Here is a 21,747-nt window from a genome sequence, read left to right on the forward strand (position 1 = left end):
CAGTAAGGGAGATCAGCGAGCAACCAGCTCGCTGACGATCGCGTGTTCGGCGTCCAGCGCGGTCCACTCGTCGGGGTCCGCGCCGTCGTAGATCAGCGCCAGCGGACCGTCGAAACCGGCGTCCAGCAGCACCTGCAGGCTGCGTCGGTAGTCCTCGGCATCCAGCTCCACCGACAGCCCGGAGCCGTCAGCGGCTGCGTTCGGCGTCGAGTGGCATTTGGCGTGGCAGGTCTCGGCCGACGGCGCGATCGCGGCGAGCTGGTCGTACTTGTCCGGGCCGGTCCAGTTGCCCAGGTCGATCAGCAGGCCGACGTCCTCGCCGGCCCGGTCCAACACGGCTCGTACGGGTTCGGCCGACGGCAGCAGCCCGAGCCAGTTCTCCGTCACCACCCGGACCGCGGTCTGCCCGGCCGCCAGCCGCCGCAGCCGGTCCCCGCTCTGCGCCAGCCGCTCCGGCGTCGGCGACTGCTGTCCGGCGATCACCCGGGCTCGCCGGGCCCCGAGCTCGGCCGCGGTCTCCAACCAACCGGCGATCCAGTGCTCGTGCTGGTCGGCGAGGGTGGGGTGGGTCAGGTCCCCGTCATCGACCAGCACAGCGTCCAGCACGATATCGGCATCGGCCAACGCCGACCGCAGCTCGCCGAGGTAGCCGGCATCGCGGTGCGGCAGATGGAACTGACAGATCTGCACCGTGTCGTAGCCATGATCGCGAAGCTGGGCCGGCAGTTCGAGCAACGGCACCGCCCCGGCGGTCGGCTCACAGGCCCGGCGTTGCAGGGCAGCGCCCTCCAGGGATGGCTCCGCTGAGTAGGAGCCGAGAGTGCGGTGCAGTGACCAGGTCGACACCGCGCGGTGCTCTGCCATCGGGGTCCTTTCGAAAGACATCAGCGTTGATGGCCCACGAGCGTACCGACGACGGTTTTGTAGCGTGGGACCGCAGTGCAACCGATTGACGAGCGTGCTCCATCATCGTCGCGTCGCGTAGGAGGGCTGCCATGCCGCTGTATCCGCCGATCGAGCCGTATGCGACCGGGATGCTGGACGTCGGGTCCGGTCACCGGCTCTACTGGGAGGAGTGCGGAAACCCGGCGGGCAAGCCGGCGGTCTTCCTGCACGGCGGACCCGGTGGCGGGTCGGGCCCAGAGGCACGCCGAGCCTTCGATCCGGCGCGCTATCGGATCGTGCTGTTCGACCAGCGTGGCTGCGGACGGAGCCTCCCGCACGCCAGCAAGCCGGACGCCGATCTGAGCACCAACACCACCTGGCACCTGGTGGACGACATCGAACGTCTCCGGATCGACCGCGGCATCGACCGCTGGCAGGTGTTCGGCGGATCCTGGGGGAGCGCGCTGGCCCTGGCCTACGCCGAGACCCATCCCGACCGGGTCACCGAACTGGTGCTCCGCGGTATCTTCACGCTGCGGCGCAGCGAGCTCGACTGGTACTACAACGGCGGCACCGGCCGGCTGGTGCCGCAGTGGCGCGAGCGGCTGCTGGAACCGCTCGGCGGACGAGACTTCGACGGCGACGTGATCGCGGCGTACCACGATCTGCTGTTCGATCCGGATCCGGCCGTGCACGGCCCGGCGGGCGTCGCCTGGACCACGTGGGAGGCGGCCACGGTCACGCTGGAGGAGGATCCGGACCTGATCCGGGCCTTCGCCGAGCCGGATTATTCGCTGGCCTTCGCCCGGATCGAGAACCACTTCTTCAGCCATGCCGGCTGGCTGACCGACGGTCAACTGATCGCCGACGCCTCCCGGCTGGCCGACATCGAGGGTGTCATCGTCCAGGGACGCTACGACCTGGCCTGTCCGCCGACGACCGCCTGGGACCTGCATCGCGCCTGGCCGCAGTCGGAATTGCGACTGGTCACCGCCGGACACGCCTTCTCCGAGCCGGCCATCGCCGAGCAATTGGTGGCCGCCACCGACCGCTTCGCGAGCCAGCAGCGAGGATCGAGGGACTAATCCTTGGGCCAGAACTGTTCCGGCCACTAGAATTCAGTCATCCATCAACCTTCGACCAGCGAGGAAGTCCTGAGTAGCACACACGGATCGGCCGCCGCGACGGCACCTGAGTCGACAGCAGCTGTCGACACCACCCCTGCGGCCGGTGACACAGGCCCGACGGGTCAGGACTCCCGCAAGGTCACCATTCCGACATCGATCAACATGGTCAGCGTCCTCGGCCCGGGCGATGCGTTCCTGCGCATCCTGGAGCGCGATCTGGACGCCGACATCCACGTCCGGGGCAACGAGATCACCCTGACCGGCGCTGCGACGGCGACCGCGATGGGGGCCGACGTGATCGGCGAGATCGTGACCATCGTCCGGACCGGTCAGGGGATGACCAGCGACGGCGTGGAGAGGCTGGTCGGCATGATCGCCGATCGCGAGGACGCCCGGCCGTCCGACGTGCTGACCCACAACATCCTGTCCAGCCGCGGCAAGACGATCCGGCCCAAGACGCTGAACCAGAAGCGCTACGTCGACGCGATCGACAAGCACACGGTGATCTTCGGGATCGGCCCGGCCGGCACCGGCAAGACCTATCTGGCGGTGGCCAAGGCGGTCCAGGCCCTGCAGAACAAAGAGGTCAACCGGATCATCCTGACCCGGCCGGCGGTCGAGGCCGGCGAACATCTGGGCTTCCTGCCCGGCACCCTGAACGACAAGATCGACCCGTACCTGCGCCCGCTGTACGACGCCCTGCACGACATGCTCGATCCCGATTCGATCCCGCGGCTGCTGACCTCGGGCACGATCGAGGTCGCGCCGCTGGCCTACATGCGTGGTCGGACCTTGAACGACGCGTTCATCATCCTGGACGAGGCGCAGAACACCTCGATGGAACAGATGAAGATGTTCCTCACCCGGCTCGGGTTCAACTCCAAGATGGTGGTCACCGGCGACATCACCCAGGTCGATCTGCCGGGCGGCACCCGCAGCGGTCTGCGGGTGGTGCAGGGGATCCTGGACACCGTCGACGACATCGCCTTCTGCAACCTGACCAACCATGATGTGGTCCGCAACAAGCTGGTCGGCCGGATCGTCGACGCCTACGACAAATTCGAGGCACGGTCCTCGGCCGGCGCCGGGCCGAGCGCGACCAACGGGAGCCGACGATGACCGTCGAGATCAACAACGAGTCCGGTTCGGAGGCCGACAGTACGGGCTTGGTCCGATTGGCCGAGTTCGCGCTGTCCCAGCTGCGCATCCATCCGCAGGCCGAGCTGTCGATCCTGCTGGTCGACACCGACACGATGTCGGCCTACCACGAGAAGTACATGGGTGAACCGGGGCCGACCGACGTGCTCAGCTTCCCGATGGACGAGCTGCGGATCCCCGAGGACGACGACGATCCGCCGTTGGGACTGCTCGGCGACATCGTGCTCTGCCCCGAGGTGACCGGCAAACAGGCCGCAGCCAACGGTCGGACCCCGGACGCCGAGGCCGAGTATCTGCTGGTCCACGGTCTGTTGCATCTGCTCGGATTCGATCATGCCGAGGCCGAGGAGAAGGCCGAGATGTTCGGGCTGAAGGACAAGATCCTCGCGCTCTGGGACGGCGAACGGGGAACCAGCGTGCACGGCCCCTCCGGTACGACTCCCGCGAACTGATCGGGCCGGCTGATCATGACGAGTTCTGACTGGCTCCAACTGATCGTCGCGTTGGTCCTGGTGATCATCGCCGGCGTCTTCGCGGCCGCCGAATCGGCATTGCACTCTTTCTCCCGATCCCGCGCCGAGCGGCTGGTCGAGGAGAATCGGCCCGGTGCCAAGCGGGTGCACCAGATCATGGAGGACCCGCCGCGTTACCTGAACACCGCGCTGCTGGTTCGTACGGTGTTCGAGATCTGCGCGATCGTGCTGGTGGCGGCGGTGATCTTCGGCGAATTCAGCAACGACTGGCCGCGGATCCTGCTGACCGCCGGCATCATGATCGTGATCAGCTATGTCTGGTGGGGCGTGGCGCCCCGCACCATCGGCCGTCAGCACGCCGACGGTATTGCCGGTGCCGTCGCCGGCCCGCTGGTGATGATCACCGCCGTACTGGGTCCGATCCCGAAGCTGTTGATCTTGATCGGCAACGCGCTGACCCCGGGCAAGGGCTTCCGCGAGGGCCCGTTCTCCACCGAGGCCGAGCTGCGTGAGCTGGTCGATCTCGCCGAGGCCAGTGAGCTGATCGAGAAGGGCGAGCGGGAAATGATCCACTCGGTCTTCGAGCTCGGTGACACCATCGTCAAAGAGGTGATGGTTCCGCGCACCGACATGGTCTACATCGAGGACCACAAGACCCTGCGGCAGGCGATGTCGCTGTGCCTGCGGTCCGGTTTCAGCCGGGTCCCGGTGATCGGCGACGGCCTGGACGACGTGGTCGGCGTGATCTACCTCAAGGACGTCATCCGGCGGGTCTACGACTATCCCAAGTCGGAGAACACCGAGAAGGTCAGCCGGCTGATGCGCAAGCCCGAGTGGTGCCCGGACTCCAAGCCGGTCGACGAGCTGCTCCGCGAGATGCAGCTGAAACGCAGTCACCTGGTGATCGTCGTCGACGAGTTCGGCGGCACCGCCGGGATGGCGACCATCGAGGACATCCTGGAGGAGATCGTCGGCGAGATCACCGACGAGTACGACGCGGAGAACACCGACATCACCGAGCTCGGCGAGGGGCGCTTCCGGGTCTCGTCCCGACTCCCGATCGACGAGCTCGGCGAGCTGTTCGGCCAGCAGCTGGACGACGAGGACGTAGAGACCGTCGGCGGTCTGATGGCCAAGGTGTTGAACAAGGTGCCGATCGCCGGAGCAGTGGTCAAGTACAGCGGGCTGGAACTGGTCGCCGAGCGGTCCACCGGCCGGCGGAACAAGATCGGCACGGTTGTCGTCGGTCGCGCCGAGGACGATTCCGACGAGGCCGAGGAGGACCGTACGATGACAGCAACCCGGATCGCCGCCGACTCAGCAAGGGCATCATGACTGCAGCCAAGGTTTCTGAGCCTGTCGAAGGACCCAGCGACCCCGAAGACACCAAGATCATCACCCTGGCCCGTTCGGCGCTGGCCCGCACCCAGGCGTCCCAGGGGGCCTGTCTGCGGGACACCGACGGCCGCACCTACGCCGGCGCCGCGATCGATCTTGATCATCTCAATCTGTCGGCGGTCGAGGTCGTCGTCGCGATGGCCGTCTCCTCCGGTGCCGCCGGGGTCGAAGCTGTTGCCGTCTCCGGTGCCCGGCCGAGTGATCATTCGCTGGCCGTGATCGGTGACCTGTCCGGCAAGGACGTCGTCGTCTGGGTCACCGACGCCGCCGGCACGGTCGAGCAGCGGATCGACCTCGGATGACCGGACCCGAGGAAGGCGCGTTCCGATCCGGTTTCGCCTGCTTCGTCGGACGACCCAACGCCGGCAAGTCGACGCTGACCAACGCACTGGTCGGGACCAAGATCGCGATCGCCTCCTCCAAACCGCAGACCACCCGGCACGCGGTGCGCGGGATCGTCAACCGTCCCGATGCCCAGTTGGTGTTGATCGACACGCCCGGGCTGCACAAGCCCCGCACGCTGCTCGGTGAGCGGCTCAACGATCTGGTCCGGGAGACCTGGTCCGAGGTCGACGTGATCGGTGTCTGCCTACCGGCCGATCAGAAGATCGGACCGGGGGACAGTTATCTGGTCTCCGAGATCGCCGAGCTCCCGCAGCGTCCGAAGCTGATCGCGATCGCCACCAAATCCGATCTGGTCAAACCCGATCGGATGGCCGAGCACCTGGTCCGGATCCACGCACTGGAGACCGAGCTCGGCATCGAATGGGCCGAGATCGTCCCGGTGTCGGCGGTCGGTGATCAACAGCTGGATGTGCTGGCCGACCTGTTGGTTCAGCAACTGCCGACCGGTCCGCAGCTCTATCCCGACGGCGAGATCTCCGACGAGCCGGAGGAGCAGCTGGTCGCCGAGCTGATCCGGGAGGCCGCCCTGGAGGGCGTCCGGGACGAGCTGCCGCACTCGATCGCGGTCGAGATCGACGAGATGCGGCTGCGAGCCGACCGGCCCGCGGACAAACCGCTGCTCGACGTCTACGCCTCGATGATCGTCGAACGGGAGTCCCAGAAGGGGATCGTGATCGGTCACCGGGGCAGCCGCTTGAAGGACATCGGCGCGACGGCCCGGCAGCAGATCCAGGCGATCCTGGGGACTCCGGTCTATCTGAACCTCAAGGTGAAGGTGCTCAAGGAGTGGCAACGTGACGCCAAGCACCTGAACCGGCTCGGTTTCTGAATCCTGGCGCCGGCGACTCCGGACTGAGTGTCGCCACAGGACACGACGCGCCGACGTTTCTCCTTGTCATGGCCGGGTCTGGCGGTTTCCTCCGGATGGCGATCCTGCCGCGGACTATGGTGGATAGCTGTTCGATGATTTGCGATCACCGCGATCTTGAGGAAAGGTGTTCGCTCGGTTTGCCGTGAAGTTGCTGAGAAAGGCGTGATTGATGTTCGGGCCGGAGAATGTACGCCGGCGGTGGAAGGTCGACGAGATCACCGTCACCAAACCTGACGTGATCAAGCGGGCCATCGGGGCAGCCGCGATCGGCAACGTGACCGAGTGGTACGACTTCGGTGTCTACGGCTACTTGGCCGTGACGATGGAGAAGGTCTTCTTCCCGAACCTGTCCGGGCCGGTCGGCGGTGTGCTGACCGCGGGCCTGTTCGCCGTGGCGTTCCTGATCCGGCCGTTCGGTGGCATGTTCTTCGGCCCGTTGTCGGATCGGGTCGGCCGGAACAAGGTGCTGGCCGTCACCATGATCATGATGGCGCTGGGCACGTTCTGTATCGGACTCGTTCCGTCCTACGCCACCATCGGACTGGCCGCACCGTTCCTGCTGCTGGCCTGCCGGCTGGTGCAGGGCTTCTCCACCGGCGGTGAGTACGGCAACGCGATGACCTTCATCGCCGAGTACGCCCCCGACCGCCGCCGCGGTTTCCTCGGCAGCCTGCTGGAGGTCGGCACCTTCACCGGCTACCTGCTCGGCGCCGGTGTGTCCACTCTGATGGGTGCGTTGCTGACCGACGAGCAGATGCTCTCCTGGGGTTGGCGGCTGCCGTTCTTCATCGCCCTGCCACTGGGGCTGGTGGGTGTCTACCTGCGAGCCAAGCTGGCCGACACCCCGGCCTACCTGCAGCTGGAGAAGGAGTCGGAGGATCGGGAGAAGGAGAACAAGCAGAAGACCGGTGGGGAGTTCAAGAAGATCTTCCAGCTCTGGCCGAACCTGCTCGCCTGCATCGGGCTGGTGCTCGCCTGGAACGTCACCAACTACATGCTGACCGCCTACATGCCGACCTTCTTCGCCGACGTCAAGCGGGTGCAGGGGACCGGCGGCGTCACCGATCTGACCTCGGAGGTTCTGCAGATCATCGTGATGGCGGTCTGTCTGGTGCTGATCCCGGTGATCGGCAAGCTGTCGGATCGCTTCGGGCGCAAGATCATCGTCAGGGTCGGTGCCGGCGCACTGATCGTGTTGGCCGTTCCGTCGTTGTTGCTGATTCGTGCCGACAGCGTCGCCGCCATCCTGGCCGGACTGTTGATCATGGGCCTCAGCCTGATCTGCTTCAGCGCGACGATGCCGTCCACACTGCCGTCGCTGTTCCCGACGGTGATCCGCGCCGGCGCCCTGTCGATCGCGTTCAACATCTCGGTCTCGTTGTTCGGCGGCACCACCTCGACGGTGATGAAGGCGCTGGTCGGTGCGACCGACAATCTGATGTGGCCGGCGTTCTACCTGATCGCGGCAGGCGTGATCGGACTGATCTCGATCCACAAGGTGCCCGAATCCAACGGCAAGGCGCTGTGGGGGTCGACGCCGGCAGCCGCCTCCCGCGAGGAGGCCCGCGACATGGTCAAGGAGATGTCCGCGGCCTGACCTGTCAACCACCACCCGAAATTGTCGGAACGTCGTTGGCCTAATGCGCAACGACGTTCCGACAACGTCGGTCAGAGTTTGCGTTGGTAGGTGTCGTAGATCCGGTTCAGCCGGTAGCCGATCTTCTCGTTGACGCTGATCATGTAGTCGTTGTCGGCGTGGTTCCAGGTCTCGATCCGCTCGATCTGCGGCTCCGCCTTGGCCAACCAGCGCATCATGTCGATCTTGAGCAGCATACCGAGCCGGTGGCCGCGATGATCACGATGCACTGCGGTGTCGTACTGGTTGCCGTAGGTCGGCAGCGACGGCTGCACCATCATGATCGTGTGTCCGCCGACCTTGCCGGTGTCCCGATGCCGGGCGAAGGTGCGGTAGAGCTTCTCACCCTTGCCCAGGGCTGCGGCCTCGAAATCCTTCAGGCGTTGCAGATCGAACTTCTCGTCCTCGAAGTCGAGCTCGCCCATCGGGGCATCGTTGATCGCGGCCGTGACCTCGATCAGTTCGGTCAACAACTCGTCATCGCTCGGTGCCGTGGTGCGGATCAGTTCGTAGTCCGACGCCGCCTGCTCGGCGGTGCGATACAACTCGTCGAGCTGATCGTGATCCACCCGGTCCGGCCATTGGTAGCGGCGGGCCTCGTGGCTGGCGTAACCGAAGCCGTTGGCGGTCAGGAATGCTGCCGCGCCCTCGTCGTCATGAGCGCAACCGGCCCAGAGGATGGTGCGGCCGATCTCCTGCGCACGACGGATCGCCTCGGACATCATCGCCGTGCCGTGGCCCGCCCGACGATGGTCGGGATGGGTCGTCACCCCGATGTCCATCAACTGCAGGTTGTCCCGCTGCGGCGCATGGACGCTCAGGGTCCCGACCACTGCGGCGTCGGCCGACGGCCGATAGAGGAAGCGTTCGCTCGGCTCGAGATCCCAACCGAACTCGAGCTGGCGGCCGAGCAGATCGGCCGGAATCGGTGGTGAGTCGGGATCGTCGACGGCACCCGCGGCGTTGATCAGCTCGGCGAGCTGGGCGATCGCGTCGGCATCGCCGGGACTGACGCGCTGGAAGAGACCGGATGTCATGCAACCAGGGTGCCTGGAGGCGGTCGGGGTCGTCCACTGGTTTCGGCCACCGGTGAGCCGTGCTCGGGCTGCCGGGTCGCGGAGCCCCTGGAACTAGGGTGGGGCGGGTGTACGTGACAGCCGCCGACGGCGTACGGATCAGCTTTCAGGTGACCGGTAACGGCCCGGAGACGCTGCTGCTGCTGGCCGGCCAGGCCAACAACCACCACTGGTGGGACCGGGTCCGGCGCGACTTCGACGGCAGCTTCCGGACGGTGACCCTGGACTGGCGCGGCACCGGTGACAGTGACAAGCCCGACACCGACAGCTACGCCACCCGCGACCTCGCCCGGGACGCGGTCGCGGTCCTGGACGAGCTCGGTGCCGAGACCACCCTGCTGTACGGCGCTTCGATGGGCGGTCGGGTGGCCCAGTGGATCGCGGCCGACCACCCCGATCGGATCGACCGACTGATCCTCGGCTGCACCTCACCGGGCGGTGAACACGGCATCGAACGATCCGACGAGGTGCGGCGTGCCCTCGCGGTCAGCGATCCTGCGGCGGCCCGGCAGACACTGCTGGAGCTGATGTACAGCCCGACCTGGTTGGCGCGGAATCCTGGTCCGTACTTCACCCTCGGCGATCCGGACATGCCGGCGCACGCCCGGCGCCGACACCGGATCGCCAGTGCCCGGCACGACGCCTGGGACGTGCTGCCGACGATCACCGCACCGACCATGATCATTCACGGCACCGACGACCGGTTCAATCCGACCGCCAACGCTGCTCTGTTGGGATCTCGGATCCCTCGATCCCGGGTGCAGCTGATCGCCGGCGCTCGGCACGCCTACTTCGACGAGGCACGAACCCAGGCGAGCCCACTGGCCTCGGACTTCCTCAGCCGACGCGACTGAGCTGGGTGATCAGGACTCCTGCAACCAGGCCGTGGCGTTTCCCGGAAGCAGGCCGATCGGCCCCGGCTCGCTGAGCAACAACACCTCACCCGCGGGCAGCTGCACCGGCTCGGAGCCGAAGTTGGTGACCGACAGCCAACCGCCCGGACGACGGAACACCAACAGATCGGGTTCCGTCGCGACCCACTCCAGTTCCTCCGAGCCCTGCAGCCGGTGACGCAGCTCGAGTGCGCGTCGATACAGCTCCAGGGTCGATCCGAGGACGCCGTCCTGCCGGTCGGCGGCGAAATCGGCGAACCAGGCCGGCTGCGGCAGATGGGCCTCGGAGCCGCCGAAGCCGAAGGTCGGACCGTCGGAGGTCCAGGGCAGCGGCACCCGACAACCGTCCCGGCCGATCTGATCGCCCGCGGTCCGGAAGAACGTCGGATCCTGTCGCCGGTCGGCGGGGATGTCGGCGACCTCGGGCAGCCCCAGCTCCTCGCCCTGATAGAGATAGGCGCTGCCGGGCAGTGCCAGGGCGAGCAGCGTCGCCGCACGCGCGCGAGCCAGCCCGAGCGCGCGATCCTCCCGATCGGCCGGGCCGCCGTCCTTCAACCAGTCCCGTCCGGCGACCGGCAGCAGTGAGTCCGCATCCAGCTCGTCGGAGGCCAGGCCGAAGCGGGTCGCATGCCGGATTACGTCGTGATTGGAGAACACCCAGGTGCTGGAGGCGCCGGACCGTCCGGCGAGCTCCAGGTTGTCGGCGATGATCTTCTTGAACTGATCGCGATCCCACAACGCCTGCAACAGGTCGAAGTTGAACGCCTGGCCCAGACCGTCGGGACTGGCATAGCGGACTCGCCGATGGGCCGGCACCCAGGCCTCGGCAACGGCGGCCAGCGGCGGATCGTAGGAGTTGAAGACCTTCCGCCAACCGGCGTACACCTCGTGCACCTCATCGCGGTCCCAGATCGGGTGCGCACCCTCGGCAAAGGCGCCGTCGGCGTGGAGTTGATCTTGGGAAGGCAGCTCGTCGGGGAGGTCCTTGGTGAGGGCATGGGCGACGTCGATCCGGAAGCCGTCGACACCGCGATCCCCCCAGAACCTCAACGTGGTCAGGAAATCCTCGCGCACCTCGTTGTTGGACCAGTTCAGGTCCGGCTGTTCCGGGGCGAACAGGTGCAGATACCACTGGCCGGCGGGGACGCGTTGCCACGCCGAGCCGCCGAAGACCGACTCCCAGTCCGACGGCGGCTGGTCCCCGTTCGGCCCGCGGCCGTCGCGGAAGATGTAGCGGTCCCGTTCGGCGGAGCCGGGTTCGGCCGCCAGCGCCTCGACGAACCAGGCATGCCGATCGGAGCTGTGGTTCGGCACGATGTCGATGATCATCTTGATCCCCACCGCATGCAGCCCGGCGACCAGGATGTCGAACTGATCGAGGGTGCCGATCTTGGGATCGACGTCACGGTAGTCGTCCACGTCGTAGCCGCCGTCGGCCAACGCCGACGGGTAGAAGGGGCTGAGCCAGACCGCATCCACGCCGAGAGCAGCGAGATAGTCGATCCGGGAGATGATCCCACTCAGGTCGCCGATCCCGTCGCCGTTGGCGTCGGCGAAACTGCGCGGATAGATCTGGTAGACCACCGCCTGTCGCCACCAGTTCGGGTCAAGGGCTGCTGTGCGATCCACCGGTCGAGTCGTCATGGAGCGAGCGTAGGCCGTAACCCGGCGCCACCGGCAAAGTTGGCAGAACGCGGTTGGGAACAACCCCGGAGGTGGGTGGGGGTGTTGGCGATGAGAATGCTGCGGGCTAGAGTGTGCCTCGTGGCTTACCGCCTGCTCCTCCTTCGCTGCCGTAGCGAGGCCCACTAAGGGTCGGCACCCTCGCTGCGGAGTTCGGTGTGCGTTCGACCCGCACAAATCTCACCCAGTAGCGAGGAATCATGACCGAGAGCAGCCCGCGTCGGACCGGACGTAAGATCCACACCCAGCAGACCAGCCCGATGCCTTTTCAGCGGTATCGGCCGTTCACCCCCGTTGATCTGCCGGATCGGACCTGGCCGAACAACACCATCACCGAGGCGCCGCGTTGGCTGTCCACCGATCTCCGGGACGGCAATCAGGCGCTGATCGACCCGATGACGCCGGCCCGCAAGATGAAGATGTTCGAGCTGCTGGTCCGGATGGGCTACAAGGAGATCGAGGTCGGGTTCCCGTCGGCCAGCGAGACCGACTTCTCCTTCGTCCGACAGCTGATCGAGCAGGACAAGGTGCCCGAGGACGTCACCATCTCGGTGCTGACCCAGGCCCGTGAGGATCTGATCGAGCGCACCACGGAATCGCTGATCGGTGTCCACCACGCCAACATCCACCTCTACAACGCGCTGGCGCCGCTGTTCCGCCGGGTCGTGTTCCGGGCCAGCACGGACGAGATCAAGGACATCGCCGTCCGCGGCACCGAGATGGTGATGAAGTACTCCGAGGCCAACTTGTCCAAGACCGATATCGGCTACGAGTACAGCCCGGAGATCTTCACCAACACCGAGCTGCCGTTCTCCCTCGAGGTGTGCGAGGCGGTCAGTGACGTCTGGCAGCCCGACGACGGCCGGGAGATCATCCTCAACCTGCCGGCTACCGTGGAGTCGGCCACCCCCAACGTGTACGCCGACCAGATCGAGTGGTTCACCCGGCAGCTGACCCGACGCGAGGCGACCACGGTCAGCCTGCACCCGCACAACGACCGGGGCACAGCGGTCGCCGCCACCGAACTGGCCGTGATGGCCGGCGCCGACCGGGTCGAGGGCTGTCTGTTCGGCCACGGCGAACGGACCGGCAACGTGGACCTGGTCACGCTCGGGATGAACCTGTTCAGTCAGGGCATCGACCCCAAGATCGACTTCTCCGACATCGACGAGATCCGCCGGACGGTCGAATACTGCACCAACCTGCCGGTCGGGCCGCGTCACCCGTACGCCGGCGAGCTGGTCTACACCGCCTTCTCCGGATCCCACCAGGACGCGATCAAGAAGGGTCTGGAAGACCTGGAGAAGCGGGCTGCGGAGGCCGGGAGCGACCTGCACGAGGTGCCGTGGGAGGCGCCGTATCTGCCGATCGACCCGTTCGACGTCGGCCGCAACTACGAGGCCGTGATCCGGGTGAACTCCCAGTCCGGCAAGGGTGGCGTCGCCTACATCATGAAGAGCGAGCATCAGCTCGACCTGCCGCGTCGGCTGCAGATCGAATTCTCCCGGGTCGTTCAGTCCCAGACCGACGAGGAGGGCGGCGAGCTCAATCCGGCCCAGATCGGCGAGGCGTTCACCAAGACCTACCTCGATCGGCAGCAGCCGCTGGAGTTGATCACCGTCACCAACCGTTCTGACGTCGACGGTCGGACCCAGCTCGAGGCCGTCGTTCGTGATCATGGACAGGAGTCGACGATCGCCGGGGACGGCAACGGGCCGGTTTCAGCCTTCGTCGATGCGATCGGAACCCTCGGCTATCGTGTCCGGGTGCTCGACTACCACGAACACGCTCTCAGCCAGGGCGGCGATGCACTGGCTGCGGCGTATGTCGAGTGTGAGGTCGGCGACGGTGACGACGCCCAGGTGGTCTGGGGTGTCGGCCGCGACGCCAACATCGTGTCCGCATCGCTCAAGGCCGTCGCAGGAGCTGTGAACCGAGCGTGACAGATCAAGATCATCGGGACCCGGTCCGGGTCGCCCTCGCCGGCGGCACCGGATTCGGGTTGGTGCACCGCCGCAATCTCGCCCGACTCGGCGCCGCCGGACGTGCCGAGTTGGTTGCGGTGGCCGATCCGGCCGGCCGTCCCGATGATCTTGAGCGCAGCATCGCCTGGCATCCGTCGCTGGACGACCTGTTGGCCGCCGAGGACTGTTCGGTGGTGATCGTCGCGACTCCGATCCACACCCACGCGCCACTGACCGAGCAGGCGCTGCGGGCCGGCAAGCACGTTTACCTGGAGAAGCCGCCGGTCGCGTCGATGGCCGAGTTCGAACGTGTCGAGGCACTGCTCACCGAGACCGGACTCAGCTGCCAGGTCGGGTTCCAGGCGTTGGGATCGCACGCCTTCGCCCGGATCGCCGAACTGATCGGCGACGGGGCGATCGGCGAGCCACGGTTGATCACCGGCTACGGGGTCTGGTCGCGGACGGCCGCCTACTTCGCCCGGTCGGCATGGAGCGGAAAGCGTCGGCTGGGGGATGCCGTCGTGTCCGACGGGGTGGCCACCAATGCGCTGGCCCACTCGGTCGCCCAGGCGCTGCGGCTGGCCGGGATCGTCGACGCCGACCGGATCGTCACGGTCAGCACCGAGCTCTACAAGGCCAACCGGGACAACGAGTCCGACGACACCACCTGGATCGGCGTGCGGGCCGACGGTGCGCTGCCGTTGAGCGCGGCGCTGACGCTCTGCGGACCGGGTGATGATCAACCGCCGACCGTGAGCGTGGTCGGCGATTCCGGCCGGATCGACCTGCAATACACGACCGATCTGCTGACCGTCGACCGCGGTGCCGGGGAGGTCGAGACCGAGCAGCTCGGCCGGATCGACCTGACCGAGAATCTGCTCGATCATCTGGCCGACGGTACGGCGTTGATCTCGCCGTTCACCGGCCACCAGCCCTACATGACTGTGCTGGAAGCGATCCAGTCCCATGATCCGGTGCCGCTCAGCGAGGGCGTCACCATCGAGGGCAGCGGACCGCAGGCTCATCCGGTGATCAAGGACATCGAACAGTGGGCCCGGCAGGCGGCCGAGACCGGCCGCGGGTTCGCCGGCTCCGCCGCCCCGTGGGCGACCTCGCGGGCATTCCGGACGGTGTCGCTGGGCGAGGCCTAGCAGCGTGCTCGTCGGCAACCCCGGTGATCAGATCTTCCACCCCTCCGGCACCGTCAGGTGCAGCGGCCGGTGGTCCTTGCGGGTCACGGGTGTGAGCTGCTTCGGAAAGGCATAGTCGACGACATTGGTCTGCTGAGGGTCTTCCTTCGGTTGACCGTTCTCGTCCAGCAACGCGGTGGCTCTGATCTTGCTTGCTGTGGGCAGCAGCGTGCCGGGATCGATGTAGTAGATCGCGTGCAGGCCCTGTCCGCCGGCGAACTGGTCCGGCATGAACGGCCACTCCGCGACGTCGCCGACGGCATCTCGGAAGGCCCAGATGAAGATCTGGTCGCCCCAGTAGTACTCGTCCGCGAGCTTGCGAGGCTTGAAGTCCACCACCTGGCGGATGTAACGATGGCCGCCCGTCGTGATGACGGTCGGTCGCTGCGGCACGACGAAGCCGGAGAAATCCTTGGTGCGCAGTGCGCTGATGTAGGCGGTGGCCTGCCGGTCGGACAGTCCGTTCGGGGTGATGCCGTCGCTGCTGGGCATGCCCAGCCGGACCTTGGTGAGATCACAGGACCCGACGGTGTCCACCTGCCAACCAGGGCGATATCCGGACGCCGGCAGGTTGTAGGTGTAGGGCGTCCCACGGTCGCAACGGGTCACCGACGTCGGCCGCCCCTCGCGGTACCCCGTTATGGAAACGGTCGACTTCTTGCTGTGCACGTCGGCGCCGGTGCGATGGTCGATGCCGACCTGGTAGATCTCCAGAGGCTCACGGTGCGCGAAGCTTTCCGGGGTCAGGAACAGCGAGCTCGTCACGACGCCGACCGGTTGTGTCATCTGGCGGCGGAGGAGATCGAAGTAGAAATCGTCCGGTGAGACCTTGGCCAGGGTCCGATCGTCGATCGGTTGTCCTGGGCGGAGCGGTGGGCCGTGCCGGATCGGCGCCGACGGCGAGGCCGTCGGACGCGCATTGAACGGGTACGGCAGTTCGGATCGGTTGACCGTGAGGTAGACCGCGGCTCCGATCGTCAGGGCCAGCACGGCAGCGATCGCGGTGCCGATCACGATCGGCGCGCGTCGGGATCGCCGGGGTTGCGGAGCGTGGGGGTGCACGGCAATCAGTGTGCGGAGCGACGGGCCAGATCAATCGCGTTTCGGACACGACCGAAACGGGGCGCCGTCGGCCGTCGGACCGGCGTTGGTGAGCCACTGCCGCCGGCCCGACTCACGCCGCGAACTTCCAGCCTTCCGGCAGTGTCAGCTTCAACGGCTTGGTGTCCTTCAGATCGAGCGGCTGCAGCCGCTCGGGAAACGCGTAGTTGCCAAAGCACCCATTGTGCGGGGCGGGTGGGTCAGGGTGCTGGCTGATCCAGGTCAGCTCACTGTTGCCCGGAGTCGCCGCCAGCGCTCGGCGAACGGAACGAACGGTCCCGGGCGCAGGAAGATCCGCAGCCGATCATCGCCCCGGATGTAGATCCCTTCGAACAGCCAGTGATCATGGACCTGGCTGAAATGCCAGTTCCCGGCCGCCAGATCGAGTTCGGCGGTCGTGATCGGCCGCAGGCTGCGGTAGCCGCTGAGCAGGGCGGCGGACAGCTCGGGCTGCAGCTGCAGGGCGAGGTCGAGGGTTCGGACGACTTCGGCGACCGGCCATCCGGACTCCGCCTTGTCCCAGTCGATCACGTCGACGACCGTGCCGTCTTCGTCGAAGAACAGGTTGGACTCCTGATAGTCGCCGTGGATCAGCTGCAGGGCATCGGCCGGTGGTTGCTGCCATTGCGGTGGGGTAGCGGTGCGCAGCCAGGCCGCCTTGCTGCGCAGGTGTTCTGCGGCCCACTGATCCTGCTCGGACCGTCCCGTACGACGGTCGATCCGGTCCAGCAGCGTCGTGACGGTGCTCGCGACCGGTGCCAGGTCCGGCGAGCGATCGCTCGGCGGTCGCACCGGGACCGCGAAGTCGGCCAGCGCGAGATCCAGCGTGGCCAGCATCGTGCCCATCGAGCGGGCGTGCCGCACAGTTAACTGTGCTCGGGGCAACTGGTGGCCGCGGGCGAAGTCGAACAAGGAGTGGAAGACGCCGTCCTGCTCGACGATCACCTCGCCCTCGGGCGTCGGGATCGCTGCCGGAGCCGGGATCCGGTTCGCTCGGGCGTGGGCGATCACGGCATGCTCGAATTCGACCTGATCACGACGGGGGCGGCGGTGCCTGCGGAACACGACCCGTCGCCGGTCGGTGGTGATCAGATAGGTCTCGTTCATCACACCGCTGGTCGCGCGCTCGATCGAGACCGTCGGTTCGAGCTGCCAATGCTGCAGGGCGCGGCCGATGTCATTGATCATCTGCCGCGCCCTGTCGTCATCGGAGCACCCTACCGGGCGCACTGTTCAGCGGGCCAGATCGACTCCGAGATCGAGATCGGCCAGCGTGATCGGGCGGCCGGTGGCCAGTGATTCGTTGCCCATCATTCCGACGCTGATGGACCGCAGCCCGTCCTTGTAGTCCGATGGGCGTTCCAGCGGATCGTCCCCGGGGCCCTGGAAGACGTCACGGAGCAGCAGCACGTCGCCGCCGCCATGGCCGCCGGACCCCTCGGTGATCGTGATCTCCTCGGCGGGTTGCCAGTGCCTTTGCAGGGTGAGTTTCTGGCCACCCTGGCGGCCGGCGCCCTCGGGCAGTGCGCTCGGGTCGACGACGATGTTGCCCTCGCCGTCGGTCAGCACGGCGGCACGTTCGACGACCTCGAGCTCGGCGCGACCCTCGGTGCCGTTGACGGCGACCCGGTAGCCCTCCCAGGGGGAGTGCGCGTTGAGGGCGTAGGACAGCGTGGGCCCGGCGGCGTAGTCGACGATCACTGCGAGGTTGTCCTCGGTCGTGACACCCGGGCCGAAGACGTCCTGATCACGCAGGTAACCGTCGTAGGACTCGTTGTCCAGGTAGGTGGCCTTGAGCCGGTCATCGGTGCGCAGGTCGAGTTCCCACGGCGTGTGCGGCCCGTCGTGGGTACCCCGTGGCTGCCGATCGGGGAGCGTCTTGGCAGTGTCCCCGGCGTCGCCGTAGAACCGGACGCCGCCGCGGGCGTAGACCTGCTGTGGGACGTCGGCGATCCACCAGTTGACCAGGTCGAAATGGTGTGATGCCTTGTGGATCAGCAGGCCGCCGGAATTGGCCTTGTCCCGATGCCAGCGGCGGAAGTAGTCCGCACCGTGTGCGGTGTCCAGCACCCATTCGAACGTGACCGATAGCACCCGGCCGATCGTGCCGGACTTGATCAACTCCTTCAGCGCACTGTTGCGCGGGGAGTAGCGGTAGTTGTGGGTGACGACGACCTGATTGCCGGTCCGGTCCACCGCCTCGACGATCGCCCGCGCAGATGCTGGGTTGATCGTCAACGGCTTCTCCACCACGACGTCGACGCCGGCGTTCAGACCGCGGACGATGTAGTCGGCGTGGGTGAAGTCGGGGGAGGTGATGATCACTCGGTCGGCGCTTCGGTCGGCGATCACCTTCTCCAGATCGTCCCCGGAGCCGGTGACCACGGCGGAGGTGTCGAAGCCGTCGGACTGCAGTTGTTCGAGGTGGTAGGCGATCCGGCCGGGATTCGAGTCCAACAGCCCGACCAGCTCGGCGTCGGCAGCATGATCACCGGCGATGGCGCCCAGATACATCCGGACCCGTCCGCCCGCGCCGACCACGACGTAGCGTCGCTTGCTCACTGTTCTGTTTTCCCTTCGTTGGGTTGGGAGGAGGGGGTTATTTGATACCTGTGGTGGAGATGCCCTTGATCAAGAACCGCTGGCCGAACAGGAAGGCCAGGAAGACCGGCAACAGGGACACGATGGACATGGCGAACATGGCGCCCCAGTCGCTGCCCGAGGTGGCGTCCAGGAAGGATCGCAGGGCGACCGGGGTGGTGTACTTCGACGGGTCGGTGAGGTAGATCAACGCGGTGAAGAAGTCACCCCAGGTCCAGATGAACGTGAAGATCACGGTGGTGGCGATCGCCGGCACCATCAGCGGCAGGATGATCCGGGAGAAGATGCCCCAGTGTCCGCAGCCGTCGATCCGGGCTGCTTCGTCGAGGTCCTTGGGGATGCCGCGGATGAACTGCACCATCAGGAAGACGAAGAAGGCGTCGGTGGCCAGGAACTTCGGCAGGATCAGCGGAATGAAGGTGTTCACCCATTCCAGGTTGTTGAAGATGATGTACTGCGGCACGACCACGACGTGGATCGGCAGCATGATGCTCATCAGCATGATCGCGAACCACAGTGTCCGGCCCCGGAATCGCAGCCGGGCGAAGGCGTAGGCGGCCAGCGTGCAGGAGATCACGTTGCCGATGATCGCGCCGATCACCACGATCGCAGAGTTGATCAAGTAGTGCCCGAACGGAGAGCTCAATGCCACCCAGCCGTGGGTGTAGTTGGCCAGCGTCGGGTCCTTCAGCCACAGTCCGGGCGTCCGGAAGATCACGTTGGTCGGTCGGAACGAACTGACCAGCATCCACAGCAGCGGATAGATCATCACCAGGCTGGCGGCGATCAGGATCACGTGTTTGATCACCGACCGGATCCGCGAGGTGAGCAGGTACCTGCGGTGTGCCGCGGTGGCATCGGGGGACCCGGACGGACCGGACGAGGTGCCGGTCGAGGTCGTCGTCGCGAGACTAGTCATCGTAGAACACCCAGTACTTGGAGAAGAAGAAGTTGACGGCGGTGAAGGCGCCGACGATCAGCACCAGCAACCAGGCCATTGCCGAGGCGTAGCCCATGTCGAGATTCTGGAAGCCGCGCTTGTACAGGTACAGCGTGTAGAACAGCGTCGAGTCCGACGGCCCGCCGGTGCCGCCGGAGACGACGAAGGCCTGGGTGAAGGACTGGAAGGCACCGATGATCTGCAGCACCAGGTTGAAGAACACGATCGGCGACAGCAACGGCATCGTGATCCGGGCGAACCGTGTCCACCGGGTCGCGCCGTCGACGGCGGCGGCCTCGTAGTACATGGCCGGGATCTGCCGCAGCCCGGCCAGGAAGATCACCATCGGCGAACCGAAGGTCCAGACGTGCAACAGGATGATCGTCGCCAGAGCGTACTTCGGGTCGGAGATCCACCCTGTGTTGGTGTGGATCCCGATCGCGCCGAGCAGCTGGTTGACCAGGCCTTCGGTGCCGAAGATCTGTCGCCAGAGCACCGCGATCGCGACCGAACCGCCGAGCATCGACGGCAGGTAGAAGATCGACCGGTAGAACGACAACCCCTTCATGCCCTTGTCCAGCAGCATCGCCACGGCCAGCGCCAGCGCCAGTTGCAGCGGAACGCCGACGATCACGTAGATGAAGGTCACCTTGAGCGACTGGTGCAGCCGCTCGTCGGTCAGCATCGTCTTGAAGTTGTCCAGCCCGACCCACTCCGGTGGTTGCAGCAGGTTGTAGTCGGTGAAGGACAGGTACAACGACGCCAGCATCGGCCCGACGGTGATCACCAACAGGCCGATCAGCCAGGGCAACAGGAACAGATAGCCGGCCTTGTTGTCCCGGCCGTCCTCCTTGCGTTGCAGGCGACGTTCTTCACGCGTCTTCGGCCGCTTCTTGCGGCTCAGCGAAGACAGCTCGGAGATCGCACTCATAAGGTGCCCATCAGCCCTTCAGTGCGGTGTTGAGCTCATCGATGATCTTCTTGGCGGCGCTGGGCACCTGATCCTTGCCGAACAGGATGTCGTTGGTGTGCCGCATCAGGATGTCACCCATCTCGCTGCCGCCGGGCGGGGGAGCGACCGGGTTCTTGCCGAGTTCGGGCTTGATGTCGTCGAGGTACTTCACCGACGTCTTGCCGGATGCAGTCAGCTTCGGGGTGACCTCGGTGACCATGTCGCCGTTGGCCGGCACACCCCGTTCGTCCAGGCAGATGTCGGCGCAGGCCTTGTCGTTGACCCACCAGTTGATCAACTTGCCGACGGCCTCGGGATCCTTGCTGCCGGCGTAACCCGACCAGAGCATCGACGCTTTGTACCAGGCGTTGCGCTGTTTGGCGTCGCCGGCGACCGTCGGCGGCCGGAGCATCTTCATCGAGGTGCCGGAGGCCTCGTTGATCGCTGCGAGCTGGTTGGACCAGAACAGGCAGAAGCCCTGGGTGCCCTTGGCGAATGCGGTCTGGTCCAGCGACTTGCCGACCTCCTCGTTGATCGCCGACGCGTTGGGGATCGCCTTCTTGGTCTTGAACTTGACCATCAGGTTGAGGTACTCGCCGAGCTGGTCGGCGGTGAAACCCAGTCCGTTGGCGGAGAAGGTGTCGGCGCCGTTCTGCCGGAGCCAGATCTGCAGCAGGTTGTCACTGCCGAAGGAGCTGGCGGTGCCGGTGGTGCCCTTCGGGCCCTTGGCCTGCAGCTCGGCCGCGATCTCGATGTAGTCGTCCCAGGTCCAGGTCATGTCGTCGGGCAGGTCGACACCGGCCTTCTTGAACACGTCCGGGTTGGCCAACAGGGTCAACGAGTTGACGCCGGCGTTGACGCCCACCAGCTTGTCATCGAGGATGCCGGGCGCTGCCGTGCCCTCGGTGAACTTCGAGGTATCGACGCCGTACTTCTTCAGGTCGAGCAGCACGCCGTTGTCGGCGTACTCGGAGATGTAGGCCATGTCCATCTGGATCATGTCCGGTGCGTTCTTGCCTGCCGTCTGGGTGGACAGCTTGTCCCAGTAGCTCGACCACTCGCCCGGCTGGGCCTTGATGCTGACCTTCGGATTGGTCTTCTGGTACGCCGCGATGGCCTCGTTGGTCTGCTTGTTGCGGACATCGTTGCCCCACCATCCCAACGAGATGCTGGCCGATCCGTCACTGCTCCCCGAGTCGCCACCACTGCATGCCGAGAGGCCGAGGGTCGTTGCCGTCGCGGCTACCGCCGCGCCGCCGAGGAACTGCCTTCTGTTGACCGTCATGCCGGTGCCTTCCACATTGAATAACCGCTTTCCGGAAGAAGGTAAGCGCTTAACCCGTCCGCGGTCAACCGCCGCTTGTAAGGTTTCAATGCATCGTAGCCGAGGAGTC

19 protein-coding genes are annotated in these 21,747 nt (G+C 66.2%); 10 read left to right on the forward strand and 9 right to left on the reverse strand.

Going from position 1 to position 21,747, the window contains the following annotated elements:
• Window positions 1-12: 12 nt before the first annotated feature.
• Window positions 13-864 carry a sugar phosphate isomerase/epimerase family protein gene (locus tag BLU38_RS23675; RefSeq protein ID WP_091528072.1) on the reverse strand — a complete coding sequence of 284 codons (852 nt, stop codon included), beginning with the start codon at window positions 862-864 and terminating at the stop codon, window positions 13-15.
• A 131-nt stretch (window positions 865-995) separates the two neighbouring features.
• On the opposite strand from BLU38_RS23675, the gene pip reads away from it, so the two are divergent.
• The 7 genes from pip to BLU38_RS23710 all read left to right on the forward strand — a co-directional run bounded on the left by pip (window position 996) and on the right by BLU38_RS23710 (window position 7,914).
• Window positions 996-1,970, forward strand: a complete 975-nt coding sequence (gene pip / locus BLU38_RS23680) for a prolyl aminopeptidase (RefSeq protein WP_091528074.1) — start codon at window positions 996-998, stop codon at window positions 1,968-1,970.
• Window positions 1,971-2,174: 204 nt separating this feature from the next.
• Window positions 2,175-3,131 carry a PhoH family protein gene (locus BLU38_RS23685; protein WP_091528077.1) on the forward strand — a complete coding sequence of 319 codons (957 nt, stop codon included), beginning with the start codon at window positions 2,175-2,177 and terminating at the stop codon, window positions 3,129-3,131.
• Window positions 3,128-3,622 (forward strand): rRNA maturation RNase YbeY, encoded by a 495-nt coding sequence (gene ybeY, locus BLU38_RS23690; protein ID WP_091528079.1) that lies wholly within the window; start codon window positions 3,128-3,130, stop codon window positions 3,620-3,622. Before BLU38_RS23685 ends, ybeY begins: the two co-directional genes overlap by 4 nt.
• Window positions 3,623-3,637: 15 nt before the next feature.
• Window positions 3,638-4,978, forward strand: coding sequence for a hemolysin family protein (locus tag BLU38_RS23695; RefSeq protein ID WP_091528082.1), 1,341 nt, complete (start codon window positions 3,638-3,640; stop codon window positions 4,976-4,978).
• Window positions 4,975-5,343: a cytidine deaminase gene (locus BLU38_RS23700; protein ID WP_091528085.1), complete on the forward strand. Its 369-nt coding sequence runs from the start codon at window positions 4,975-4,977 to the stop codon at window positions 5,341-5,343. Before BLU38_RS23695 ends, BLU38_RS23700 begins: the two co-directional genes overlap by 4 nt.
• Complete coding sequence (gene era, locus BLU38_RS23705) at window positions 5,340-6,275, forward strand: GTPase Era (RefSeq protein ID WP_091528087.1); 936 nt, start codon at window positions 5,340-5,342, stop codon at window positions 6,273-6,275. Before BLU38_RS23700 ends, era begins: the two co-directional genes overlap by 4 nt.
• A gap of 211 nt (window positions 6,276-6,486) precedes the next feature.
• Complete coding sequence (locus tag BLU38_RS23710) at window positions 6,487-7,914, forward strand: MFS transporter (RefSeq protein WP_091528090.1); 1,428 nt, start codon at window positions 6,487-6,489, stop codon at window positions 7,912-7,914.
• Between the two features lie 71 nt (window positions 7,915-7,985).
• Here the strand turns inward: BLU38_RS23710 and BLU38_RS23715 are convergent, their stop codons facing one another.
• On the reverse strand, window positions 7,986-8,990 hold the full coding sequence (locus BLU38_RS23715; RefSeq protein WP_091528093.1) for a GNAT family N-acetyltransferase: 1,005 nt from the start codon (window positions 8,988-8,990) through the stop codon (window positions 7,986-7,988).
• Window positions 8,991-9,097: 107 nt separating this feature from the next.
• Here BLU38_RS23715 and BLU38_RS23720 point away from each other — a divergent pair, with 107 nt between their 5' ends.
• Complete coding sequence (locus BLU38_RS23720) at window positions 9,098-9,883, forward strand: alpha/beta fold hydrolase (protein WP_172836210.1); 786 nt, start codon at window positions 9,098-9,100, stop codon at window positions 9,881-9,883.
• Window positions 9,884-9,892: 9 nt separating this feature from the next.
• On the opposite strand, the gene BLU38_RS23725 is transcribed toward BLU38_RS23720, so the two are convergent.
• Complete coding sequence (locus BLU38_RS23725; RefSeq protein ID WP_091528098.1) at window positions 9,893-11,566, reverse strand: glycoside hydrolase family 13 protein; 1,674 nt, start codon at window positions 11,564-11,566, stop codon at window positions 9,893-9,895.
• Between the two features lie 239 nt (window positions 11,567-11,805).
• On the opposite strand from BLU38_RS23725, the gene leuA reads away from it, so the two are divergent.
• Both leuA and BLU38_RS23735 read left to right on the forward strand, forming a co-directional pair.
• Window positions 11,806-13,548: a 2-isopropylmalate synthase gene (gene leuA / locus BLU38_RS23730; RefSeq protein ID WP_091528100.1), complete on the forward strand. Its 1,743-nt coding sequence runs from the start codon at window positions 11,806-11,808 to the stop codon at window positions 13,546-13,548.
• Window positions 13,545-14,720: a Gfo/Idh/MocA family protein gene (locus BLU38_RS23735; protein ID WP_157683658.1), complete on the forward strand. Its 1,176-nt coding sequence runs from the start codon at window positions 13,545-13,547 to the stop codon at window positions 14,718-14,720. The genes leuA and BLU38_RS23735 overlap by 4 nt, the downstream gene beginning before the upstream one ends.
• A 27-nt stretch (window positions 14,721-14,747) precedes the next feature.
• On the opposite strand, the gene BLU38_RS23740 is transcribed toward BLU38_RS23735, so the two are convergent.
• From BLU38_RS23740 to BLU38_RS23765, 6 genes are all read right to left on the reverse strand, one after another.
• The gene (locus BLU38_RS23740) at window positions 14,748-15,821 is read right to left on the reverse strand and encodes a hypothetical protein (protein WP_157683659.1); all 1,074 of its coding nucleotides are present in this window, start codon (window positions 15,819-15,821) and stop codon (window positions 14,748-14,750) included.
• A gap of 261 nt (window positions 15,822-16,082) precedes the next feature.
• Window positions 16,083-17,048: a phosphotransferase gene (locus tag BLU38_RS23745; RefSeq protein ID WP_091528107.1), complete on the reverse strand. Its 966-nt coding sequence runs from the start codon at window positions 17,046-17,048 to the stop codon at window positions 16,083-16,085.
• A 45-nt stretch (window positions 17,049-17,093) separates the two neighbouring features.
• Window positions 17,094-18,422, reverse strand: a complete 1,329-nt coding sequence (locus tag BLU38_RS23750) for a Gfo/Idh/MocA family protein (RefSeq protein WP_091528110.1) — start codon at window positions 18,420-18,422, stop codon at window positions 17,094-17,096.
• A 37-nt stretch (window positions 18,423-18,459) separates the two neighbouring features.
• The gene (locus BLU38_RS23755; RefSeq protein ID WP_091528113.1) at window positions 18,460-19,380 is read right to left on the reverse strand and encodes a carbohydrate ABC transporter permease; all 921 of its coding nucleotides are present in this window, start codon (window positions 19,378-19,380) and stop codon (window positions 18,460-18,462) included.
• Window positions 19,373-20,332, reverse strand: coding sequence for a carbohydrate ABC transporter permease (locus tag BLU38_RS23760; protein WP_091528116.1), 960 nt, complete (start codon window positions 20,330-20,332; stop codon window positions 19,373-19,375). The genes BLU38_RS23755 and BLU38_RS23760 overlap by 8 nt, the downstream gene beginning before the upstream one ends.
• 10 nt (window positions 20,333-20,342) lie before the next feature.
• Window positions 20,343-21,638: an ABC transporter substrate-binding protein gene (locus tag BLU38_RS23765; protein ID WP_157683660.1), complete on the reverse strand. Its 1,296-nt coding sequence runs from the start codon at window positions 21,636-21,638 to the stop codon at window positions 20,343-20,345.
• Between the last annotated feature and the right edge of the window lie 109 nt (window positions 21,639-21,747).

This window comes from Microlunatus soli, from assembly GCF_900105385.1.
GTDB lineage: Bacteria > Actinomycetota > Actinomycetes > Propionibacteriales > Propionibacteriaceae > Microlunatus > Microlunatus soli.

Coding starts and splice junctions, on each gene's coding strand:
- BLU38_RS23675 (WP_091528072.1), bottom strand. CDS start 864: ATGGCAGAGCACCGCGCGGTGTCGACCTGGTCACTGCACCGCACTCTC.
- pip (WP_091528074.1), top strand. CDS start 996: ATGCCGCTGTATCCGCCGATCGAGCCGTATGCGACCGGGATGCTGGAC.
- BLU38_RS23685 (WP_091528077.1), top strand. CDS start 2,175: ATGGTCAGCGTCCTCGGCCCGGGCGATGCGTTCCTGCGCATCCTGGAG.
- ybeY (WP_091528079.1), top strand. CDS start 3,128: ATGACCGTCGAGATCAACAACGAGTCCGGTTCGGAGGCCGACAGTACG.
- BLU38_RS23695 (WP_091528082.1), top strand. CDS start 3,638: ATGACGAGTTCTGACTGGCTCCAACTGATCGTCGCGTTGGTCCTGGTG.
- BLU38_RS23700 (WP_091528085.1), top strand. CDS start 4,975: ATGACTGCAGCCAAGGTTTCTGAGCCTGTCGAAGGACCCAGCGACCCC.
- era (WP_091528087.1), top strand. CDS start 5,340: ATGACCGGACCCGAGGAAGGCGCGTTCCGATCCGGTTTCGCCTGCTTC.
- BLU38_RS23710 (WP_091528090.1), top strand. CDS start 6,487: ATGTTCGGGCCGGAGAATGTACGCCGGCGGTGGAAGGTCGACGAGATC.
- BLU38_RS23715 (WP_091528093.1), bottom strand. CDS start 8,990: ATGACATCCGGTCTCTTCCAGCGCGTCAGTCCCGGCGATGCCGACGCG.
- BLU38_RS23725 (WP_091528098.1), bottom strand. CDS start 11,566: ATGACGACTCGACCGGTGGATCGCACAGCAGCCCTTGACCCGAACTGG.
- leuA (WP_091528100.1), top strand. CDS start 11,806: ATGACCGAGAGCAGCCCGCGTCGGACCGGACGTAAGATCCACACCCAG.
- BLU38_RS23745 (WP_091528107.1), bottom strand. CDS start 17,048: ATGATCAATGACATCGGCCGCGCCCTGCAGCATTGGCAGCTCGAACCG.
- BLU38_RS23755 (WP_091528113.1), bottom strand. CDS start 19,380: ATGACTAGTCTCGCGACGACGACCTCGACCGGCACCTCGTCCGGTCCG.
- BLU38_RS23760 (WP_091528116.1), bottom strand. CDS start 20,332: ATGAGTGCGATCTCCGAGCTGTCTTCGCTGAGCCGCAAGAAGCGGCCG.
- BLU38_RS23765 (WP_157683660.1), bottom strand. CDS start 21,638: ATGACGGTCAACAGAAGGCAGTTCCTCGGCGGCGCGGCGGTAGCCGCG.